This window comes from Aeromicrobium sp. (genome assembly GCF_037719875.1).
Classification (GTDB): Bacteria; Actinomycetota; Actinomycetes; order Propionibacteriales; family Nocardioidaceae; genus Aeromicrobium.
In genome coordinates, this window is the sequence record NZ_JBBJMJ010000010.1 from 80769 (window position 1) to 102131 (window position 21363).

Sequence of the window (21363 nt, forward strand, 5' to 3'; positions counted from 1 at the left end):
CTCATGACGAGCTCCGGACGAGGTTGGCTCGCTGGGCCCGTTGGTGCACTGCCGGCAGAGCTGCGATGAGCCGGTCCACATCAGCCTCGGTCGAGGTGTGGCCGAGGCTGAAGCGGAGCGAGCCCCGTGCCGCGACGTCGTCATAGCCCATTGCGAGCAGCACGTGACTGGGCTGGGGCACGCCGGCTGCGCAGGCCGATCCCGTCGAGCACTCGATGCCCTGGGCGTCCAGCAGCATCAACATCGCATCGCCCTCACAACCGGGGAACGTCACGTGGGCGATGTTGGGCAGGCGGTGGTCGGCGCCGGGCTCGGGGTCGCCGTTGATGATCGCGTCGGGGACGGCCCGCACGATGCCCTTCACGAGCCGGTGCCTCAGGGCCTCGATGCGCTCTACCGTGTCGCTCTGCCGACTCACGGTGACGTCGACGGCCGTGGCGAAGGCCGCGATCAGAGGCACGCTGAGCGTGCCGGACCGCAGGTCACGCTCTTGCCCGCCACCGTGCAGCAGCGGCGTGGCCTCAAGCTCGCGGCGGATCACGAGCGCGCCGACGCCGACCGGGCCGCCCAGCTTGTGTGCCGTGATCGTCATGGCGTCGAGCTGGCTGCCGGTGAAGTCGAGCGGGAGATATCCGGCGGCCTGCACGGCGTCGCTGTGGACCGGGATGCCGTGCTCGCGGGCGATCTGCACGACATCGGCGATCGGCTGGACCGTGCCCATCTCGTTGTTGGCCCACATCGTGGTGATGGCCGAGATGTCGGAGGGATTGCGCTCGACGCTCGCCCGCAGCTCATCGACGAGGATGCGGCCGGCCTGATCGACCGGGGTCATGTCGATGTCGGCACCCTCGTGCTTGGCGAGCCACGTCACCGGATCGAGCAGCGCGTGATGCTCGATCGAGCTGAAGATCACCCGGTTGCGCGCCGGATCCTGGGACAGGCGCGACCAATAGAGCCCCTTGATCGCGAGGTTGTTGGCCTCGGTGCCGCCGGAGCAGAACACGACCTCGCTGGGGCGCGCCCCGAATCGTTCGGCGATCAGCTCGCGAGCACTCTCGACCGTACGACGGGCGGCTCGGCCGGAGTCGTGCAGTGACGAGGCGTTGCCCGTGATGCCCAGCTGCTCGGTCATGACCGCGATCGCCTCGGGGATCATCGGCGTGGTCGCCGCATGATCGAGATAGGCCAGGTGCTCGGGGTTGTTCATCGCTCAACAAGCCTAGCCCCGTGACGCACGTCATGCCGGGCCCGTGTGCGCGCGGGTCAGGCCTTGGCGGTCACGTGCTCGCGGATCTGCGGGATGATCGTCTCGCCATACACCCGCAACGTCTCCTCCTTGTGATCATGCTGGAGATAGCCCGCGAACTGCGTCACGCCGATCTCCTCGAGCGCCCTGAGCTTGGCAACGTGGTCCTCGGGTGAGCCGAGGATGCAGAAGCGGTCGACGATCTCATCCGGCACGAAGTCGGCATGCGTGTTGCCCGCGCGACCGTGCTCGTTGTAGTCATAGCCCTGACGCCCCGAGATGTAGTCGGTCAGCGCCTGCGGCACGGCATTCGCGGTCCCGGAGTCCGTGGGGGCGCCGTACTTCGCGACGATGTCGGCGACGTGATTGCCGACCATCCCGCCGAACCATCGACACTGATCGCGCATGTGCGCCCAGTCCTCGCCGACATACATCGGTGCGGCGACGCAGAACGACAGCTCATCGGGGTCGCGGCCGGCATCCGATGCCGCATCCCTGACGGTCTGGATCATCCAGGCGGCGATGTCGACGTCGGCGAGCTGCAGGATGAAGCCGTCGCCGACCTCGCCGGCGGCCTTGAGCGCCATCGGCCCGTAGGCCGCGATCCACACCTCGAGCGAGGTGTGCCGCGTCCACGGGAACCGCAGGGTCGACCCCTTGTAGTCGACCGCACGACCGTTGCCGAGCTCACGGATCACATGTGTCGCCTCGCGCAGCTCCTTGAGCGTCGACGGCTTGCCATTCGTGACGCGCACCGCCGAGTCGCCGCGGCCGATGCCGCACACCGTGCGGTTGCCATACATCTCGTTGAGGGTCGCGAACACCGATGCCGTCACGGTCCAGTCGCGGGTCGCGGGATTGGTCACCATCGGGCCGACCATGATGCGGTGCGTCTCGGCGAGGATCGCGCTGTAGATGACGTAGGGCTCCTGCCACAGCAGGTGGCTGTCGAACGTCCAGACATGGTCGAAGCCGTGCGCCTCCGCGAGCGCGGCGAGCTGCACCGTGCGCCACGCGGGCGGGTTGGTCTGGAGGACGACGCCGAAATCCATGGTCAGCCTTTTGCTAGATGAGGTACTGCGAGAGATCCCGCTTGACGAACCGGCCGTGCCCCTTGGTTCCGACGTAAGCGTCGTTGTCCACGACGATCGTGCCGCGGGACATCACGGTGTCGACGTGTCCGTCGATCTCGAACCCCTCCCATGCGGAGTGGTCCATGTTCATGTGATGGGTCTTGTCGACGCCGATCGAGGTGTGGCCGTCGGGGTCGTAGACCACGATGTCGGCGTCGGCGCCCGGCGCGATGACCCCCTTCTTGCCATACAACCCAAACATCCGTGCCGGCGTCGTCGAGGTGATCTCGACCCAGCGCTCCAGCGTGATCTGCCCACTCACGACGCCTTGGTACATCAGGTCCATGCGGTGCTCGACCGATCCGATGCCGTTCGGGATCTTGGAGAAGTCGCCCAATCCCAGCTCCTTTTGGTCCTTCATGCAGAACGGGCAGTGGTCGGTGGACACCATCTGGATGTCGTTGGTCCGCAGGCTCTGCCACATGTGGTCCTGGTGCCCCTCGGCCCTCGACCGCAACGGCGTCGAGCAGACCCACTTGGCGCCCTCGAAACCCGCCGCCCCGAGCTGCTCCTCGAGCGAGAGGTAGAGGTACTGCGGGCAGGTCTCACCGAACACGTTCTGGCCGGCGTCGCGGGCCGCGGCGAGCTGTTCGACGGCCTGCTTGGCGCTGACATGGACGACATAGAGCGGGGCGCCGGTGAGGTTGGCGAGCATGATCGCGCGGTGCGTCGCCTCCTCCTCCATCTGCCAGGCCCGCGCGACGCCGTGGAAGTAGGGATCGGTCTTGCCCTGCGCCAGCAGCTGCTCGACCAGGACGTCGATCGCCGGCCCGTTCTCGGCGTGCATCATCGTCATCAGGCCGGTCTCAGCGGACTTCTGCATCGCCCTGAGGATCTGGGCGTCGTCGGAGTAGAACACCCCGGGGTAGGCCATGAAGAGCTTGAAGCTCGTGATGCCCTCGCCGATCAGGCCGTCCATCGCCTTGAGCGAGTCCGGATCGACATCGCCGATGATCTGGTGGAAGCCGTAGTCGATCGCGCAGTTGCCCCGCGCCTTTTCGTGCCAAGTCGCGAGGCCGTCCATGACGCGTTGGCCGTATGTCTGCACCGCGAAGTCGATGATCATCGTGGTGCCGCCCCACGCTGCCGCCCGGGTGCCGGTCTCGAAGGTGTCGGAGGCCGCGGTGCCGCCGAACGGCAGCTCCATGTGGGTGTGCGCGTCGATGCCGCCCGGGATGACGTACTTGCCGGTCGCATCGATCACGGCATCGACCGAGGCCGCCAGATCGCTGCCCAACAGGGTCGATCCCGGTGCGAGCACCGCCACGATGACCTCACCGTCGACCAGCACATCAGCGGCCGACCGGCCCGTGGCCGTGACGACCGTTCCGCCGGTGATGAGTGTCGTCGTCACAGAACTCTCCTACGGCTTGGGGATCGATGTGTATGACTCGGGGCGGCGATCGCGATAGAACTGCCAGTCGTCGCGCACCTGCCGGATCATGTCCATGTCGAGGTCCCGGACGACCAGCTCCTCGGCGTCACCGCTCGCATACCCGCCGATGACGTTGCCCCGAGGATCGACGAACTGGCTGTTTCCGTAGAACGTCACGGCGAGGTCGCCGTACTCGTTGTCCTCGGTGCCGACCCGGTTGGGCGCGGCCACGAAGTAGCCGTTGGCACCGGCAGCAGCAGGCTGCTCGATCTCCCAGAGCCGGTTCGACAGGCCCGGTTTGGTCGCATTGGGATTGAAGACGATCTGAGCACCGTTGAGGCCGAGCTCGCGCCAGCCCTCGGGGAAGTGCCGGTCGTAGCAGATGTAGACGCCGATCGGCCCGACCGCGGTCCAGAAGACCGGGTAGCCGAGGTTGCCCGGGCGGAAGTAGAACTTCTCCCAGAACTTCTCGAGATGGGGGATGTGGTGCTTGCGGTATGACCCGAGGATCGTGCCGTCGGCATCCACGACGACAGCGGTGTTGTAGTAGACGCCCGGCATGTCCTCCTCATAGATCGGCAGGACCATGACGATCGACAGCTCCTTGGCGAGCGCCGCGAAGCGCTGCACGATCGGACCGTCGGCCGGCTCGGCGTAGGCGTAGTACTTCTTGTCCTCCGTGATGCCGAAATAGGGCCCGTAGAACAGCTCCTGGAAGCAGATGACCTGCGCGCCCTGGGCCTGCGCGTCACGCGCGAACTGCTCGTGCTTGTCGAGCATCGAATCCTTGTCGCCCGTCCACGTCGTCTGCGTGATCGCCGCCTTGATGACCGTCACGTACGCTCCCGTCGCTCGAGGTCCGGATCGCGGACCGTCGTCAGGCGCTCACTCTAAGCAGGTCGCGGCACCCCGTCCAGAGATTCCCGGCATCAACGAGCGTGGTCCTGGGCCAACATCGCGACGCCGAGGGAGAGCTGCGAATCAGGGTCGTCGAGGCTCACGCCGAGCACCTGCTCGATCTGTGCGAGCTTGGCGTAGAGCGCCGGACGACTGCGATGGGAGGCCCTCGCCAGACGGGACTTGTTGCCGCCCGCGGCGAGGAACTGGCGCAGCAGCTCCAGGAGACCTCCTCCGTGCCGCGCCTCGTGGGCCAGGAGGGGGCCGAGCTCGGCCTCCGCGAAGGCCTGGACCCGCGGATCACCGTGCAGCTGAGCGATGAGCCCGTGCAACCGGATGTCGGCCTGGCGGTGATAGGCCGGGCCGGGCCCCAGCACCTCGTGAGCGACCCTCGCCACGTGCTGTGCGGTCCGCAGCGAGCCGCTGGCGGGGAGCAGGTCGGCTTCGGCCGGTCCGGCTCCGATCGTCACGGCGACCTGGCCGGGGTCGAGTCGCATGGCGTCGGCGAATGCGGTCAACGTGGCGTCGTCGGTCGACCCGACCGGAACCGAGAGCAGCAACATGACCTGGTCATCGCCCAGTATGCCCACGATCGCCGACTGGCGGGAGACACGCAGGGCTCGGGAGACACGTTCGGTCAGGCGACGTTGTGCCCCGTGCGAGACCGCCGCGTCATCGGCTCCGGTGTCGGCCTGGACGACCGCCGCGACATAGTGATCTCCCGAACGCAGGCCGAGAGCCCTTGCCCGGGCCACGGCAACCGGTTCGTCAACCAACCGGCCCTCCATCAGCTCGGTGAGCAGGCCGCCCTGCGCTTGGAGCTGCACCGACAGCTGATCGCGTTCGATCATGCGGGAGAGCTCGACGGCCTGGGCGACCCGCTCCACGAGCATGCCGAGCCGCTGCTGATCCGCGGCCGGGTTGGGCACGACCAGCCGCCCCCATTCGTGGCCGTGCGTGCCGACGATCGTGGTGAGCCATCCCTCGATACCGGCGAGGCCGGTGTCTGCACGCCGCTGGCACAGCCGCGAACGCCGCTCCCAATCGGCGAGCAACCCTTCGGCCGGACGCCCGATCGGGTGGAACGCCACGACCCGCCGGTTGAGGTCCTCCAGAACCATCGACGAACCGGCCATCTCGGCTCCCGCTTGTAGGAGCTTCTCGATGCCGGCCCCAGCCAGGCTCAGCGCGGTGAACGTCTCGTGCACGTCCTGGGCGAAGCGCACGAAGTCGAAGCGGTCGGCGACGATGCCGCGGTGCACCTCCTCGGTGATCAGCACGAACCGTGCCTGCCGGTGGAGCACGACGAACGGGAAGTCCACCGCCCGGACATACGCCAGGACCTCGGGCGGCACTGCTGGGAAACGCTCACCGAGCTCGATGATCAGCCCCGCTGCGCCGGCGGCGACGAGCCCCGAGACGTACGCCAGGGCGTCCTCGACGGGGCCACTCATCGCCAGGCCCGTCGACAGCAGCAGCTCATCACCCTCCAGGAGGTCCCCGACCTCCCGAACCTCGCTCACGTGGACCCATCTCACGGGGCGGCCCAGTCGTCCCGCTCCGCTCAGCACCTCGGGCTCGCCCGTCTGCACCGCTGGTCCGGCCAGGATCGAGGCGATCGTCGGAATCATGACACAAGTCTAGGCGACAATGTGTAAGCCGTTAGGGCAATCTGGCGACACAACGTCCATTGCGGCTGGCCTGTCGAGGGCGCAGTATTTGGGACATGAGCGAAACGCAGAGCGAGAAGCAGGTCATCGGGCACTGGCTCGACAACAGCATCCACATCGGCTCGTCGGGTCGCTTCGGCGACGTGACCAATCCGGCCACCGGCGAGGTCACCGCGCAGGTCGCCTTCGCCGACGAAGCTGATGCCGCCCGCGTCATCGCCGCCGCGCAGGCGGCGACCCGGAGCTGGGCACGCACCTCGTTGTCGGCCCGCACCAAGATCGTCTTCCGGTTCCGTGAGCTCGTCAACGAGCGCAAGGAAGAACTCGCGGCGATCATCACGGCCGAGCACGGCAAGGTGCTCGATGACGCCCTCGGTGAGGTCACCCGGGGACTCGAAGTCGTGGAGTTCGCCTGCGGCATGCCCCACCTGCTCAAGGGCTCGTACTCCGAGGGAGTCTCGACCGGCATCGACCTGCACTCCAAGCGCCAGCCGCTCGGAGTGGTCGGCATCATCAGCCCCTTCAACTTCCCGGCCATGGTGCCGATGTGGTTCTATCCGATCGCGATCGCAGCCGGCAACACCGTCGTCGTCAAGCCCAGCGAGAAGGACCCGTCCGCCGCGCTCTGGACCGCCGAGGTGTGGAAGGAGGCCGGACTGCCCGACGGCGTCTTCAACGTGCTGCAGGGTGACAAGGTCGCGGTCGACGCCCTCCTGGACTCCCCCGACGTCAAGTCGATCAGCTTCGTCGGATCGACCCCGATCGCCCGCTACGTCTACGAGCGCAGCAGCCAGGCCGGCAAGCGTGTCCAGGCTCTTGGCGGAGCCAAGAACCACATGCTGGTCCTGCCCGACGCCGATCTGGACCTCACCGCCGACGCCGCGGTCAACGCCGGATATGGCTCCGCCGGCGAGCGCTGCATGGCGATCAGCGTCGTCGTCGCGGTCGGCCCGGTCGCCGACGAGCTGGTCGACAAGATCGCCTCGCGCACCAAGACCCTGCGGATCGGCGACGGCACCCGCGGCACGGACATGGGGCCACTGGTGACCCTCGCCCACCGCGACCGCGTCGCCTCGTTCGTCGAGGCCGGTGCCGACGCCGGTGCCACGCTCGTCATCGATGGCCGCGAGTCGCCGTTCGACGGCGCTGATGACGGGTTCTGGCTCGGGCCGACCCTGTTCGACCACGTCACCCCCGACATGAGCGTCTACACCGAGGAGATCTTCGGCCCGGTCCTGAGTGTCGTGCGGGTCGACTCCTACGACGACGGCGTCGACCTGATCAACGCCAACCCGTATGGCAATGGGGTCGCGATCTTCACCAAGGACGGCGGCGTGGCCCGCAAGTTCGAGCTTGACGTCGAGGTCGGCATGATCGGGGTCAACGTGCCGGTGCCGGTGCCGATGGCCTACTACTCGTTCGGCGGCTGGAAGAACTCCCTGTTCGGTGACACCCACGCACACGGTGTCGAAGGCGTCCACTTCTTCACCCGTGGCAAGGTGGTCACCAGCAGGTGGGCCGATCCGGCGGTGTCACCCTCCGGCGGCCTGGAGCTTGCCTTTCCCACCCACGACTAGCCGGGCCGAGGCCGCCTGCGGCCGAGCGTCCGGCAAGGGCGGGCCGAAGCGCCGCGAAGCGGCCAACTAGTCGAAACCACGTGAGCAGACAGCCAAAGGTGATCGCATGAGCCGGACGTACGACCTCGACCGCGCACACGTCTTCCACTCCTGGTCCGCGCAGGCCGAGATCTCGCCCATGGTGATCGCCGGGGCCAAGGACTGTGAGGTCTGGGACGAGGACGGGACCCGCTTCCTGGACTTCACCAGTCAGCTCGTCTACACCAACATCGGGCATCAGCACCCCAAGGTCGTCGCGGCGATCCAGGAGCAGGCGGCGCGGCTGTGCACGATCGGCCCGCCCCACGCCAATGATCAACGCTCAGAGGCGGCCCGGCTCATCGCCGAGCGCGCGCCTGACGGGCTCGACAAGGTCTTCTTCACCAACGGCGGCGCCGACGCCAACGAGCATGCCATCCGGATGGCCCGCCTCCACACCGGGCGGGCCAAGGTGCTGTCGACCTATCGGTCCTACCACGGTGGTACGCAGACCGCGATCAACGTGACCGGCGACCCGCGCCGCTGGGCCAATGACACGGCGACCAGCGGCACGGTGCACTTCTTCGGCCCGTTCCTCTATCGCTCGGAGTTCCACGCGGTGACCGAGGCCGAGGAGTGCGAGCGCGCCCTGACGCACCTGCGCCGGGTCATCGAGAACGAGGGCCCCGCGACGATCGCCGCGATCATCCTCGAGACGGTGCCCGGAACGGCCGGCATCATGATCCCCCCGCCGGGCTACCTCGCGGGCGTGCGCGCCCTGTGCGATGAGCACGGCATCATGCTGATCGCCGACGAGGTCATGTGCGGCTTCGGTCGCACCGGGGCGTGGTTCGCGCTCGATCACTTCGGCCTCGTCCCGGACCTCATCACCTTCGCCAAGGGGGTCAATTCCGGCTACGTGCCCTTGGGCGGGGTCATCATCAGCGACCCGATCGTCGAGACCTTCGCCCACCGGGCCTATCCAGGTGGCTTGACCTATTCGGGCCACCCGCTCGCTGCCGCTGCAGCGGTCGCGACGATCAACGCGATGGCCGACGAAGGCATCGTCGAGAACGCCGCACGACTGGGCGCCGAGGTCTTCGGACCGGGACTGGCCGCGCTCGCCGAGCGTCACCCCTGCGTCGGCGAAGTGCGCGGACTCGGCGCCTTCTGGGCGATCGAGCTGGTCGCCGATCCCCAGACCCGCGAGCCGCTGGCCCCCTACGGCGGCAGCAGCCCCGCGATGAACGACATCAGCGCGGCCTGCAAGAAGGCCGGGCTCCTGCCGTTCACCAATTACAACCGCATGCACGTCGTGCCGCCGTGCGTCATCAGCGACGACGACGCCCGACGCGGTCTGGCGATCATCGACGAAGCCCTGGCCATAGGCGATGCCGTCATCGCCTGAGCCGCGTCCCTGGCTCCTGGCCACCACGGTTCTCGGGCTCGCGCACGCGGCGGTCAGCCTATGGTGGGCTCTGGGAGGGACCTGGCTGCTGGGGACGGTCGGCGGTCAGATCGAGGAGTGGGGTCGCGCGGGCAGCCCCGGCCTACGCCTGCTGCTGCTCGTGGTCGTCGCGGTCAAGGTGACCGCGGTGGCGCTCACCTGGCTCGCCGTCCTGCGCGGCGGCAGGATCGAACGCATCCTGGCGTGGACCGCGGGCGCCGTCCTGACGGCATACGGCGGCATGTTCACGTTCGTGGGGGTGCTCGTCGTCAGCGATGTGGTCAGTGCCCCGGCCGAAGCGGACCTGTACGCGCTGAAGTGGCACGCCTTGTTCTGGGACCCGTGGTTCCTGCTGTGGGGGCTCTGCACCCTGGCGGCGATGTGGCTCAGCCGGTCCGGCCGACCTCAGCGAGGCGGCGTCTCGCACGGGGAGTAGATCGAGATCGACGCATGGCGGCCACGGCTGAACGTCACGCTGGCCCTGGCGCTCCTGTGGTCGTCGAACCCGGCGACACATCCTGTCAGCCCTGCACCGGCCCCCGCCCACCCACGCTCGCGACGGCCTTGACCAGCTCGCCAGCTGCCGCGTCGAGATCCGCATCCGTGGTCGCGCGTCCGAACGTGAAGCGGACAGCTGTCTGCGCGACCTCTGCGTCGATGCCCATCGCCGTCAGCACGTGGGAGGGATCATCGCTGCCGGCCGCGCAGGCCGAGCCACTGGAGCACACGATCCCCCGGGCCTCGAGCTCGAGCAGGATCGTCTCACCGTTCGTCCCGGGAAAGACGAAGGATGCACTGCCCGGAAGCCGGTGATCGCGGTCCCCTGTGAGCATTGATCCGGGCACGTCTCCCAGGACCCGGTCGATGAAGGTCTCGCGCTTCGCGACCACATCGTCGTTGGGTCCACTCGCCAGCCGGAGCGCTGTCGCCATGCCGACGGCAGCTGCGACGTTCTCGGTGCCGGAGCGACGACCCGACTCCTGCCCACCCCCGTGGATCAACGGCTCGAGCCGGGTGCCCCGCCGGACGTAGAGGATGCCGATGCCCTTGGGGGCACCGATCTTGTGGCCCGAGATGCTCATGGCCTGCACTCCGAGCCGCGTGACATCCAGCTCGAGCCACCCGGCCGCCTGCACCGCGTCGGTGTGGAACGGGACGCCCTTGTCGGCGGCGAGCCTGGACAGCGTCTGGATCTGCTGGACCGTGCCGACCTCGTTGTTGGCGTACTGAATGCTCACCAGAGTCGTGTCGTCGCGCAGCGCGGCAGTCAACGATGCCGGTGAGACCAATCCCTCACGGTCGACCTCGAGGATCGTGATGTCGAAGCCGAGGCGGCCGAGGAACTCCGCCGACTCGAGCACTGCCGGATGCTCGATCGAGGAGACGATGACATGCCTGCCCCGCGGGGTGGCCAGGGCGATGCCCTTGACCGCCGCGTTGACGGACTCCGTGCCGCCCGAGGTGAACGTGATCTCCGAGGAGCGCGCACCGAGTGCCTGCGCCACGTCAGTCCGGGCCTGCTCGAGCCCGCGACTGGCGGACTCACCGACCTCGTGGTGGCTCGACGGATTGCCGAAGTCGGCACCGAAGTAGGGCCACATGGCTTCCAACACCTCCCGCTTGAGCGGCGTGGTGGCGGCTTCGTCGAGATAGATCATGGACGCCTCATGTCACGGAGATGTCTAGGCCGAGGTCGAGCGCGCGGACGCTGTGAGTCAGCGCGCCGACGGAAATCACGTCGACCCCCGTCCGGGCGACCTCGGCGATCGTATCGAGCGTGATGCCTCCACTGGCCTCGACCACGGCGCGGTCGCCGATCTTGGCCACCCCGGCCCGCAGCTCGTCGAGACTGAAGTTGTCGAGCATGATCGTGCCAGCCGCGCCCGAGTCGAGCACTGCGTCGAGCTGCTCGACCCGATCGACCTCGACCTCGATGTGCGTCGTGTGCGGGAGATCGATGCGGGCCTGGCGCAGCGCGGCCGTCACATCGGGGATCACGGCCAGATGGTTGTCCTTGGCCATCACGGCGTCAGAGAGGGAGTAGCGGTGGTTGTGCCCGCCCCCGCACCGTACGGCGTGACGCTCCAGGGCACGCAGCCCCGGCGTCGTCTTGCGGGTGTCCACGACCCGCGCCTCGGTGCCGGCGACCGCAGCGACATAGGTCGCGGTCATGGTTGCGATGCCGGTCATCCGCTGCACCAGGTTGAGCGCGACCCGCTCGGCCTGCAGCACCGAGCGCGCCGGGCCCTCGACATGGGCGAGCACGGCACCCCGGTCGAACCGATCACCATCGGCTGCCAAGAGTGTCACCTCGACCAGCGGATCGAGTCTGGTCATGGCGATCTGGAACACCTCGGCACCGGCGAAGACGCCGGGCTCGCGCGCGACGAGATCGGCGCGGGCAACCGCCGTCGCAGGCACCAGCGTCTGCGAGGTCAAATCGCCGAACGGGGCATCCTCATCGAGCGCCAGATCGACGACTCGCTGGATCTGTCGACGCTCAAGCATGCTGCAGCGCGATCGACGAGTGGGTGGCAAGTGCCGGATCACTCGTCGGGAAGTCGGTGCGGTGGTGGCCGCCACGGGACTCCTGCCGTGCGAGCGCGCATGCGACGACGGCGCGGGCGACCACGAGCAGGTTGGCGTCCTCTGCGGACTTGGCATCGATCACCGACGGCGCCCTCCACTCCGCGAGCCGGCTCGCGGCCCGCTCGAGATCTGTGGCGTTGCGCGACAGCCCCGCGGCATCCCACATGAGCTGCTGGAGGTCGCTGCGGTTGACGTCGTCGCCGTCGGGGTTGTCGGCCAGGTCGAGCCTCAGCGGCGCCGGCCAGTCGGCGCCTGCCGCACCGGTCGGTGCCGGGTGGGCCAGGCCCTCGATGACCCGGGTGCCATAGACGGCGCCCTCGAGCAATGAGTTGGAGGCGAGTCTGTTGGCGCCATGGAGGCCGTTGCAGGCCGCCTCGCCGACGCTGTAGAGGCCCGGCATCGAGGTGCGCCCCCATACATCGGTCCGGACGCCACCCATGTAGTAGTGCGCCGCCGGGGTCACCGGGATCGGCACCTGGCCCCAGTCGAATCCCTGCGCACGGCAAGCCGCATCGATGTTGGGGAATCGCTTGGCGAGGAACTCGGGGCCTAGATGAGTGGCGTCAAGACGAACTGGACCATGATTCTTTGCCTTCATCTGGGCGGCGATGCCGCGCGCCACGACGTCACGGGGCGCAAGCTCGGCATCCGGGTGAACCTCCAACATGAACCGCTTGCCATCCGCGTCGATCAGGGTCGCACCCTCACCGCGCACGGCCTCGGAGACCAAGAAGTTGCCCGGAGCGTCGAGCGATGTCGGGTGGAACTGGTAGAACTCCAGGTCTGCGGCGACGACGCCCGCTCGCAGGGCCATGCCGAGCCCGTCGGCCGTGGCGATCGCAGGGTTGGTCGTATAGGGGAAGAGCTGCCCGGCTCCCCCGGTCGCGAGGATCACGACGTCCGCCTCCAGCGTCGTCCCGTCGAGCAGCTTGACCCCGACGCAACGACCGGCATCGACCACCAGATCCACGACGGTCGTCCGCTCCAGCACCTTGACCGGGCTCTCGCGGATGCGATCGATCAGGGCGTACGCGATGCCGGCCCCGGTCGCGTCACCGCCCGCGTGCAGGATGCGCGCATAGGCATGAGCGGCCTCGAGCCCGTGGGACAGCTGTCCGTCGTGCCGGTCGAACGGCACTCCCCGCTCGATGAGCTCGTCGATCGCGGCCGGGCCCTCAGCACACAGGATGCCGACCGTGTCGGGGTCGCTGAGGCCGGCCCCGGCCACGAGCGTGTCGGCGACGTGTGACTCGACCGTGTCGCCGAGTCGTGGCGCACCCGGGTCGCTCATCGCATCGATCACGACCGCGACACCGCCCTGCGCATAGCGCGTGTTGCTCTGGGCGAGCTCGGCCTTGGTGATGAGCGTGACGTCGTAGGCATCGACGGCCTCGAGCGCGGCCGTCATACCGGCCACACCGCTGCCGACGACGATGATGCTGGTGATCCCTCTGCCCGTCATCTGCGGAGTTCCTTACTTCGGGAGCGCCGCGAGCATGCGCTCGAGGGCGACCTTGGCGTCGGTGGCGACATCATCGGGGACGATGATCTCGTTGCGGAGCTCACCGGCCACCAGACCGTCGAGCGTCCAGGCGAGGTAGCCGGGGTGGATGCGGTACATCGTGGAGCACGGGCACACGACCGGATCGAGGCAGAAGATCGTCCGGTCGGGGAACTCCGCCGCGAGCCGGTTGACCATGTTGACCTCGGTGCCGATCGCGATCACGTCGCCGGGCTCTGACGCGATGACGTACTTGCGGATCGCATCGGTGGATCCGGCCGCATCGGCGGCGTCGACCACGGGCATCGGGCTCTCGGGGTGCACGATGATCTTGACCCCGGGGAAGTCGGCGCGTGCCTTGTCGATCTGCGCCACGCTGAAGCGCTTGTGCACCGAGCAGAAGCCGTGCCACAAGATGACCTTCGCGTCCATGAGCTCGGCCTCGGTACTCCCGCCCAACGGCTTGCGCGGGTTCCACATGGGCATCTGCTCGAGCGGGATGCCCATCGCCTTGGCGGTGTTGCGCCCCAGGTGTTGATCGGGGAAGAACAGCACCCGCTGGCCCCGCTCGAAGGCCCACTCCAGGACGGTCGCGGCATTGGACGACGTGCAGACGATGCCTCCGTGCTTGCCGCAGAATGCCTTGAGGGCGGCCGATGAGTTCATGTAGGTCACCGGGATCACGGCCTGCTTGCCGTCGGCGCTCGAGTCGGCGCCATAGACAGCCATGAGCTCCTCCCAGCACGCCTCGACCGAGTCCTCGTCGGCCATGTCGGCCATCGAGCAGCCGGCGGCGAGGTTGGGCAGGATCACGTGCTGCTCGGGGCGAGCCAGGATGTCGGCGGTCTCAGCCATGAAGTGCACGCCGCAGAACACGATCGTCTCGGCATCGGGCTTGGTCAACGCGGCATTGGCGAGCTGGAAGGAGTCACCGACGAAATCGGCGTACTGGATGACCTCGTCGCGCTGGTAGAAGTGGCCGAGGATCACCAGGCGGCTGCCGAGGGTTTCCTTGGCGGCCCGGATGCGCGCGTGCAGCTCCTCGTCGCTCATGCGTTGGTACTCGGCCGGGAGCTGCCCCGGGCGTATGACCGGCTCGGGTATCACGTCGTCCTCGGAGGCGCCCGGACCGTATCCGGGGAAGGTGTCGAACTCCCACGGCCCTTTGGCCAGCTCCACATCACAGCTCGCGGCGGGCTCGGCGACGATCCTGTCGTTGATGGACGCCGTGTTGATGGAGGTCATCTGCGCTCCTCGGGGGTGGTGGTCGGCGGGTCCGCCTCGAAGCGGAACAGTGCCGGTGGTCGGTGGCTCGTGCCCTGCAAGCAGGTGCCGGTCGGGACGAGGGTCTTGCTGGCCAGCGCCTGGCGGCGAAAGTTGGCCGGATCGAGATTGGTCCGCAGCACGGCCTCGTGTACGGCTCGCAGCTCGGCGAGCGTGAACTCCGGGGGCAGGAATGCGTGGGCGATCGGCGTGTAGGTGATCTTGGCACGCAGCCGGGTCAGGGCGTAGTCGACGATCTCGGTGTGGTCGAAGGCCAGCGGAGGCAGCTCATCGGCTACGAACCACTCGACGTTCTCACCGTCGACGGCGCGGGCGACCTCATCGGGCTGCACCAGCGCCCAGTAGACGATCGAGACGACCCGGTCGTTCAGTGTGGGGTCGAGGGACTCGATGTGCTCCACGTGTGAGCGGTCGAGGTTGCCGAAGGCATACAGCTGCTCGAGATAGCCCGGCTCGAGACCCGTGGTGCGTTGCAGGGTGTGGGAGGCGGAGCTCGCGAGGTCCTCATCACTTTCCAGGGGGCCACCCGGCAGGGCCCACTGCCCCTGGTGGGGCTCACGGATACGGCGCACGAGCGGAAGCCACAGCGTCACGAGCTTGGTGTCGGGGTGCGGGCGAAGCGCGAAGATCACGGTGGAGACCGCGAGGGAGACCCGCTGGTCTATCGACGTCGCAACCGTCATGGCGATCATCCTGACTTAAGGTGACTGTGACTCTAAGGCCACTCTAGCGACCCCTTAAAGTCACGTCAACCCTAACCCACCCCGCTGACGGGTCAGTTCTCGTCCGCTGAGGGGTCAGTTCCTGTCCGGTGACGGGTCATCAGCGGAAGTCGCGGCCCTGGTGGCGTACGGGGATCGCCTCGGCTGCCTCGGGATAGACGCTCTCGAGACGCTCGAGCTTGTCGGCGACGAGATTGATGACCCCGTCGTAGCGTTCGAGGATGCCGCGGATGACCATGCCCGCGGAGTTGCGGCCGACCCGGCGATAGCGCTTCCACAACGCCTGTGAGCACACGACGTTGAGCATCCCGGTCTCGTCCTCGATGTTGAGGAAGGTCACCCCATCGGCCGTGGCCGGGCGTTGCCGATGTGTGATCAGGCCGGCCACCTTGACCCGACGACCCGGCTCGGCCCCGGCCAGTCCGGCAACGGAGTAGATGCCCTCCGACGTCAGGAGCGGGCGGAGGAACTCAACTGGATGCTTCGCCGGCGATATGCGGGTCGCGAAGAGGTCGGCCATCGTCTCCTCGACCTCACTCATGCCCGGCAGCATGGGCGGTGGCGCCTCGACAGCCGTGCCCTCGAGCTGGTCCTGGCTCTGGGCATAACCCGCGTTCCACAGGGCCTGCCTGCGCGACAGCCCGAACCCGTCGAATGCTCCCGCGGTCGCCAGCGACTCCATCTGCGCTACGGTCAGCTCAGTTCGGCGGGACACGTCGGCCATGTCGGTGAACGGTTGCCGGTCGCGCTCTGCAACGAGGCGCTGGGCCGCCTCCAGGCCGAGACCCTGCACCTCATCGAGCCCCAGGCGTACGGCGAATCCCATGTCGCGACGGTGCTCGGGGGTCGGGTCCGGCGTGCCGCGGACGAAGCGTCCGACCGCCGGCTGGTCCCGCTCCAGGCAGCTGTCGAGGCCGGTCACCACGGCGGAGTCGATCCCCCTACTCGCTGCGCTCGTGGGGGGACCCCCAACTTCGAGATCAGCCTGGGCCCGCGAGAGCATGATGTCCGGCCGCAAGGTCTTCACGCCGTGGTGGCGGGCATCGGCCACGAGCGACTGGGGAGAGTAGAAACCCATCGGCTGGTTGCGCAGCAACGCCGCCAGGAAGGCCGCGGGATAGTGCAGCTTGAGCCACGAGCTGGCATAGACCAGCAGCGCAAAGCTCAGCGCGTGGCTCTCGGCGAAGCCGAAGTTGGCGAACGACTGGATCTTCAGATAGATCGCGTCGGACTCCTCCTCACTGAGCCCATGGCCCGCCATGCCGGCATAGAGCTTGTCCTTCAGCGACTCGATGCGCTCGATGCCACGCTTGGACCCCATCGCACGACGCAGCAGATCGGCCTCGTCACCGGTGCAGTCACCGATCGCGACTGCCATCTGCATGAGCTGCTCCTGGAACAACGGCACACCGAGCGTCCGCTTGAGGACCTTCTCGAGGATGGGGTGCGGATAGGTCACCGGCTCCCGGCCCGTGGCCCGCCGGATGTAGGGGTGCACGGCCCCGCCCTGGATCGGGCCCGGGCGGATCAGCGCGATCTCGATCGCGAGGTCGTAGTAGGACCGGGGCTGCAGCCGTGGGAGCGTGCCGATCTGCGCCCGGCTCTCGACCTGGAAGACCCCGATCGAGTCGGCCCGGCACAGCATGTCGAAGACCGCAGCCTCCTCCTTGGGTATCGAAGCGAGGTCCCACTCCTCCCCCAGGTGCTCGGTGACGATCCGCATCGTGTGGTCGAGCGCCCCCAGCATGCCGAGGCCGAGCAGATCGAACTTGACCAGTCCCATCCACTCGCACCCGTCCTTGTCCCATTGCAGGACCGTGCGATTGTCCATGCGCCCACGCTCGATGGGGCAGACCTCACCGATCGGCCGATCGGTGAGGATCATGCCGCCGGAGTGGATGCCGAGGTGCCGTGGCCCAGCAAGCAGCTGTTGCGCCAGCGACACGACCTGTGCGGGCGCGTCCGAGACGTCATCGGTCGGGATCGAGCCCCACGCATCGATCTGCTTGGACCAGGCGTCCTGCTGGCCTGTGGAGTAGCCGAGGGCCTTGGCCGCATCACGTATGGCCGAGCGTGGCCGATAGGTGATGATGTTGGCGACCTGTGCAGCGTTGTGCCGGCCGTAGGTGTCATAGACCCACTGGATGACCTCTTCGCGCCGGTCGGAGTCGAAGTCGACGTCGATGTCGGGCTCCTCCTCACGGGTCGTGGCGAGGAACCGCTCGAACGGCAGGTCAAAGAAGATCGAGTCGACGGCCGTGATGCCCAAGGCGTAGCAGAGCGCAGAGTTGGCCGAGGATCCTCGGCCCTGGCACAAGATCTTGCGGCGTTTGGCCTCGTGGACGATGTCATGGACGATCAGGAAGTAGCCGGGGAAGTCCTTCTCCTCGATGACCTTGAGCTCGCGATCGATGCGCTCGCGTGCCTCGACGGGGTTGTGCGCATAGCGTTCGCGAATGCCTTGGTCCGCCAGCTCTCGCAGGTGACTCATCGCGGTGTGGCCTTCGGGGATCCCGCGGCGCGGCAGCCTGGGGGTCGCGGCACGCAGGTCGAAGGCCAGCTCGTCGGCAATCCCGACCGTACGCTCGATCGCGCCCGGGTAGCGACCGAAGAGCCGGTGCATCTCTGCTCCGGACCGCAGGTGCGCCGCTCCGGTGGCTGGCAGCCAGCCGTCCATGTCGGCGAGGCTCCTGCGGGCGCGTACGGCCGACATCGCGGCCGCGAGCTGCCGATTGGCGGGCCTGGCGAAGTGCACGTTGTTGGTCGCGATGGTCGGCAGCCCGTGCGTCGCGGCCAGCTCGGACAGCGCGTCATTGGTTGCACTGTCGTCAGGGAAACCGTGATCGATCAGCTCGACGACGACACCGTCCTGGCCGAACAGCGCTGTGAGTCGGTCCAGGGCGATTGAGGCCACTTCACGACCGCTGGCGGTGAGCCCCTGACGACTGAGCGCCTGGCGCACGTGACCCTTGCGGCACCCTGTGAGGATCAGCCAGTGATCGCGCCCGCGCTCGGCGAGCTCCTCGAGGTCGTGGACGGGCCGCCCCTTTTCATCCCCTCGGAAGTGGGCTTCGGTCATGGCCGCAGCCAGCCGGTGATAGCCCTCGACGCCGCGGGCCAGGACCAGCAGGTGGCTGCCCTCAGGATCGGCGATGCCGTTCTGCGGCCGGCTGAGGCCGAGGGAGAGCTCGGCACCGAAGATCGTCTTGAGGCCGACCCGGTCATACTTGATCGCCTCCTCGGCGAAGCGCGGCGCCCCATAGAAGCCGTCGTGATCGGTCAGTGCCAGGCCGTGCAGGCCCAGGCCGATCGCCTCCTCGACCAGCGCGTCGGGCCCACTCGCCCCGTCGAGGAAGCTGAAGTTGCTGTGGCAGTGCAGCTCGGCATAGGGCACCACCGGGCCATCGGGGAGGCTGATCTCCTTGGCCTCGGTCTTGGCACGCTTGCGTGACCATCCCGGCGCATCGCCACCGTCGGGCTCGGGTCGCCCCGAGAGCCGGCGCTCGAGCTCACGCCATGAGACATCCGGGTTGTTCCACCCCACGTCAGCTCACCCCAGTCCCCGCTGGCAGTGACGCTTTTGTGGTTCTCGCGGGCGTGTCGCCTCAAAAGCGTCACTCCCAGCGGGGAGGTTAGTCATATTTGGCTTCGATCCACCAGTGGCCACCCTCGACGATCATCAGATAGGCACTGCCGTCGACGCCGACGACCTGGAAGCGGGCGATGCGGCGGGCGGCCACCTCGTCCCACCACTGGTCGTCGATCGGCCACGGACCGGCCCACGAGGCCACGGGCTGCCAGTCCTGTCCCACCGCCGCCCGGAACCGGGCCGGCTCACCTGTGACCATGCCCCGACCGGTGACCCCGATCGCCTGTCCCGTCTCACCGACGACCATCGCCTGCTGGGGCTCGGTGTAGACCGTCGCCGGAGCAGGCGGCGGGAGGCTGCCCGGCCACGGCAGTCCGGACGGGCGGGAGGCAACGGGACGCTCACCCCACGGCGCGAGCAACCGCCGCTCCCCCGGTCCCCGCCCACCCTGGACCGAGACCGACATGACCGACTCGTGACCCACGATGCTCTGCACCCGTGCGACCCCGCGCTCGACCCGCTCATCCGGACCACCTCCGAAGAGACTGTCAGCGTGGTCGCCGAGTGGCTCGGTGACCTCGGGGATCAGGCGTACGGCGTCGACCGGCGCCCGGATCGCCCCCTCGGCCTGCAGCTGCCAGCGCACCCGGTCGATCAGGTCCGTGGCACCGAACCAGCGCGGGTGCATCCAGCGCCGTGATGTCGCGAGCGAGCCGTCCGTGTCGACCTCGATCAGGACCGTCGTGCAGACGAGTCCGTGGCCGGCCAGATCGGTCACGAATGCCTCGGCAGTCCTGCGCAGGCTGAACGCGATGGGCTCGACCAGGTCGAGAGGCGGCTCCAGCACGAGGGTCGCCTCGAACTCCGGAGGCACCCGTCGCCGGCTGATCGGCTGGGGGTTGAGACCACGGGCCATCCGATGGAGCAGCTCGCCGTGGGAGCCGAAGCGGGTATGCACATCGGCCGGTGGCAGGCTCGCGAAGTCACCCAACGTCAGCAGTCCCATGCGACGCAGGAGCCCGACCAGTCCCCCAGCTGCGCTCGCGGGAGGTGCCCCCAGGGCATCGTCGAGGGCATCTATCGGCAGATCCCGCAGGAACTGGGCCGAACCACCCGCCGAGATGACGAGACTGTCCTGGGCCAGCGCACGCCGAGCGGCCTGCTCGGCGGCAAAGAGTCCATCCGCGATGCCAGCCCGTACGTCCCACACCCCGAGGCGTACGAGCCGCTCGGCGATGATCGCGGCTGCCTCGGCCTCGCCACCGTAGAACCGGGACGGGACGTTGATCGCGCACAGACCCGGGCGCAGCGGCGCCACCCCCGGGCTGAGCTCCTCGATCGCGGTCAGCACGGTCTCGAAGGCGCGCGCATCAGCATCGGCGTTGTAGTCGTGCAGGACCAGCCCTGGGCACCGCGACTGGGCATCGCGCCGGCGCATGCCACGGCGTACGCCCTCGGCCCGGGCCGCCTGGGAGCAGGCCAGCACCTGACCCTTGTCGAGCACCGCGGCCGGGGTCGAGGCGGACATCTCGATCGCGATGATGGGCCAGTCCGGCGCCCAGAGCACCATGGTGCGACCCATCTAGCTCACGCTCCGCAGCCGCGTGGGCTCCTCGTCGCTCCGACGGATGACCTGGGTGGCATCGGGCAGCCACAACCGGCCCGTGCGGGGTGGCGCCGTGCCCCGCCGGACCTCGACCGTCACCCGGCGCGCCTGCAGGTGGCCGTGTCCACGCCCCACCCCGACCCACTCGGCATCGCGCATCGTCAGTCGGGCCTCGCACCGCGGCCAGTCGCCATAGGCGATGAGGATCCCGCCACGCTGCCGCAGTCGGGCACTGATTCGGCTGACGTCCTTGTCGGAGACCTTGGCAGGTGCAGCCAGAACCACGACACCCAGTACGTCGATCAGAGCGGCCATGACCTCGAGCCAGGCCTCGCCCGGATCGGGCACCAGGATCGTGCGCCGCAGGTCGACGCCTGCTGCGGCTGCAGCCTCCAGCCCGAGCTCCGGAGAACCCACCACACCACACCAGGCCCCATCTGCCGAAGGGCCTGCCATGAGTGCCATCGCGAGGCTCGCCGAGTCGACGCCATAGCTCGATCCAGTCTGCAATTGCAGGAGACCGGCGAAAGCCGGATGCGTCGCGACGGGCTGTGCGGCCGGGCGGCCCTGCATCTGGTCGACGCGTGCGCGCAGCTCGCTCAAGGTCGGGGCAGCGGCAACGGTCATTGACCCATCTTCGAACATGTGTTCGAAGGAGTCAATCCGCCGAGAGGACTACTTCGTCACCCTGCGGAAGCGTTGCCGATGC

Annotated in this window: 16 protein-coding genes; 3 read left to right on the top strand and 13 right to left on the bottom strand. The window is 68.2% G+C overall.

Annotation, left to right across the window (positions count from 1 at the left end; genetic code table 11):
- Position 1 precedes the first annotated feature (1 nt).
- The 5 genes from WKF39_RS11015 to WKF39_RS11035 all read right to left on the bottom strand — a co-directional run bounded on the left by WKF39_RS11015 (position 2) and on the right by WKF39_RS11035 (position 6282).
- Positions 2 to 1207, bottom strand: coding sequence for a cysteine desulfurase family protein (locus WKF39_RS11015; protein WP_340388302.1), 1206 nt, complete (start codon positions 1205 to 1207; stop codon positions 2 to 4).
- Positions 1208 to 1263: 56 nt separating this feature from the next.
- Positions 1264 to 2298, bottom strand: coding sequence for a TIGR03842 family LLM class F420-dependent oxidoreductase (locus WKF39_RS11020; RefSeq protein WP_340388304.1), 1035 nt, complete (start codon positions 2296 to 2298; stop codon positions 1264 to 1266).
- A gap of 13 nt (positions 2299 to 2311) precedes the next feature.
- Entirely contained in the window at positions 2312 to 3733 is a 1422-nt protein-coding gene (gene hydA, locus WKF39_RS11025) for a dihydropyrimidinase (RefSeq protein WP_340388306.1), read from the bottom strand.
- 9 nt (positions 3734 to 3742) lie between these two features.
- Positions 3743 to 4591 (bottom strand): nitrilase-related carbon-nitrogen hydrolase, encoded by an 849-nt coding sequence (locus WKF39_RS11030; RefSeq protein ID WP_340388308.1) that lies wholly within the window; start codon positions 4589 to 4591, stop codon positions 3743 to 3745.
- Between the two features lie 92 nt (positions 4592 to 4683).
- Complete coding sequence (locus WKF39_RS11035) at positions 4684 to 6282, bottom strand: PucR family transcriptional regulator ligand-binding domain-containing protein (RefSeq protein ID WP_340388310.1); 1599 nt, start codon at positions 6280 to 6282, stop codon at positions 4684 to 4686.
- Positions 6283 to 6377: 95 nt separating this feature from the next.
- Between WKF39_RS11035 and WKF39_RS11040 the strand changes: the two genes are divergently transcribed.
- From WKF39_RS11040 to WKF39_RS11050, 3 genes are all read left to right on the top strand, one after another.
- A complete protein-coding gene (locus WKF39_RS11040; protein ID WP_340388312.1) occupies positions 6378 to 7898 on the top strand; it encodes a CoA-acylating methylmalonate-semialdehyde dehydrogenase in 1521 nt (506 codons plus the stop codon).
- 106 nt (positions 7899 to 8004) lie between these two features.
- A complete protein-coding gene (locus tag WKF39_RS11045; RefSeq protein WP_340388313.1) occupies positions 8005 to 9324 on the top strand; it encodes an aspartate aminotransferase family protein in 1320 nt (439 codons plus the stop codon).
- Entirely contained in the window at positions 9308 to 9799 is a 492-nt protein-coding gene (locus WKF39_RS11050) for a DUF3995 domain-containing protein (RefSeq protein WP_340388315.1), read from the top strand. Before WKF39_RS11045 ends, WKF39_RS11050 begins: the two co-directional genes overlap by 17 nt.
- A gap of 85 nt (positions 9800 to 9884) precedes the next feature.
- Here WKF39_RS11050 and WKF39_RS11055 read toward each other — a convergent pair whose 3' ends face one another.
- The 8 genes from WKF39_RS11055 to WKF39_RS11090 form a co-directional block, all read right to left on the bottom strand.
- The gene (locus WKF39_RS11055; protein WP_340388317.1) at positions 9885 to 11021 is read right to left on the bottom strand and encodes a cysteine desulfurase family protein; all 1137 of its coding nucleotides are present in this window, start codon (positions 11019 to 11021) and stop codon (positions 9885 to 9887) included.
- 7 nt (positions 11022 to 11028) lie between these two features.
- Positions 11029 to 11871 carry a carboxylating nicotinate-nucleotide diphosphorylase gene (gene nadC, locus WKF39_RS11060; RefSeq protein ID WP_340388319.1) on the bottom strand — a complete coding sequence of 281 codons (843 nt, stop codon included), beginning with the start codon at positions 11869 to 11871 and terminating at the stop codon, positions 11029 to 11031.
- A complete protein-coding gene (gene nadB, locus WKF39_RS11065; protein WP_340388320.1) occupies positions 11864 to 13414 on the bottom strand; it encodes an L-aspartate oxidase in 1551 nt (516 codons plus the stop codon). Before nadB ends, nadC begins: the two co-directional genes overlap by 8 nt.
- 12 nt (positions 13415 to 13426) lie before the next feature.
- Positions 13427 to 14698: a quinolinate synthase NadA gene (gene nadA, locus WKF39_RS11070; RefSeq protein ID WP_340388322.1), complete on the bottom strand. Its 1272-nt coding sequence runs from the start codon at positions 14696 to 14698 to the stop codon at positions 13427 to 13429.
- Positions 14695 to 15420, bottom strand: a complete 726-nt coding sequence (locus WKF39_RS11075) for an NUDIX domain-containing protein (protein WP_340388324.1) — start codon at positions 15418 to 15420, stop codon at positions 14695 to 14697. Before WKF39_RS11075 ends, nadA begins: the two co-directional genes overlap by 4 nt.
- Before the next feature lie 139 nt (positions 15421 to 15559).
- Positions 15560 to 19003 (bottom strand): error-prone DNA polymerase, encoded by a 3444-nt coding sequence (locus WKF39_RS11080; RefSeq protein ID WP_340388326.1) that lies wholly within the window; start codon positions 19001 to 19003, stop codon positions 15560 to 15562.
- Positions 19004 to 19091: 88 nt separating this feature from the next.
- On the bottom strand, positions 19092 to 20630 hold the full coding sequence (locus WKF39_RS11085) for a DNA polymerase Y family protein (protein WP_340388328.1): 1539 nt from the start codon (positions 20628 to 20630) through the stop codon (positions 19092 to 19094).
- Entirely contained in the window at positions 20631 to 21281 is a 651-nt protein-coding gene (locus WKF39_RS11090; protein WP_340388330.1) for a hypothetical protein, read from the bottom strand.
- Positions 21282 to 21363: the final 82 nt, after the last annotated feature.